The following is a 755-nucleotide window of genomic DNA, read 5'->3' on the forward strand; positions in this document are numbered from 1 at the left end:
AGCAGGGGGTCACAGGTTCGAGCCCTGTTGTGCCCACCATTAATATATGGCCCAGTGGCTCAGTTGGTTAGAGTGCCGGCCTGTCACGCCGGAGGTCGAGGGTTCGAGCCCCTTCTGGGTCGCCATTATGCTGGCATGGCTCAATTGGCAGAGCAGCTGACTTGTAATCAGCAGGTTGTAGGTTCAAGTCCTATTGCCAGCTCCATATTTGGCTCCTTGGTCAAGCGGTCAAGACACCACCCTTTCACGGTGGTAACAGGGGTTCGATTCCCCTAGGAGTCACCATTTATTAATTATATTAATGGGCGCATAGCTCAGCTGGGAGAGCATCTGCCTTACAAGCAGGGGGTCACAGGTTCGAGCCCTGTTGTGCCCACCATTAATATGGCCCAGTGGCTCAGTTGGTTAGAGTGCCGGCCTGTCACGCCGGAGGTCGAGGGTTCGAGCCCCTTCTGGGTCGCCATTTTAAAATTAAATAAAGGGATTAACATCCAACTAAAAATAACAAGTATGACACTATGGCCCCTTGGTCAAGCGGTCAAGACACCACCCTTTCACGGTGGTAACAGGGGTTCGATTCCCCTAGGGGTCACCATTTGTTATTTTTTTAATGGGCGCATAGCTCAGCTGGGAGAGCATCTGCCTTACAAGCAGGGGGTCACAGGTTCGAGCCCTGTTGTGCCCACCATTAATATATGGCCCAGTGGCTCAGTTGGTTAGAGTGCCGGCCTGTCACGCCGGAGGTCGAGGGTTCG

7 tRNA genes are annotated in these 755 nt (G+C 53.2%); all 7 read left to right on the forward strand.

The annotated features are described in order from the left end of the window. Positions 1-48 precede the first annotated feature (48 nt). The 7 genes from ACYUEW_RS18955 to ACYUEW_RS18985 all read left to right on the forward strand — a co-directional run bounded on the left by ACYUEW_RS18955 (position 49) and on the right by ACYUEW_RS18985 (position 688). Positions 49-125 (forward strand) — tRNA-Asp (locus ACYUEW_RS18955). A 4-nt stretch (positions 126-129) separates the two neighbouring features. Continuing rightward, positions 130-205, forward strand: a tRNA-Thr gene (locus ACYUEW_RS18960). A 5-nt stretch (positions 206-210) separates the two neighbouring features. After that, positions 211-285: transfer RNA gene (locus ACYUEW_RS18965), tRNA-Glu, on the forward strand. Between the two features lie 18 nt (positions 286-303). Next, a tRNA-Val gene (locus ACYUEW_RS18970) sits at positions 304-379 on the forward strand. Between the two features lie 7 nt (positions 380-386). Continuing rightward, positions 387-463 (forward strand) — tRNA-Asp (locus ACYUEW_RS18975). A 57-nt stretch (positions 464-520) separates the two neighbouring features. Beyond that, a tRNA-Glu gene (locus ACYUEW_RS18980) sits at positions 521-595 on the forward strand. Positions 596-612: 17 nt separating this feature from the next. Continuing rightward, a tRNA-Val gene (locus ACYUEW_RS18985) sits at positions 613-688 on the forward strand. The last annotated feature ends 67 nt before the right edge of the window (positions 689-755 follow it).

The organism is Clostridium sp. CTA-1 (assembly GCF_054768215.1).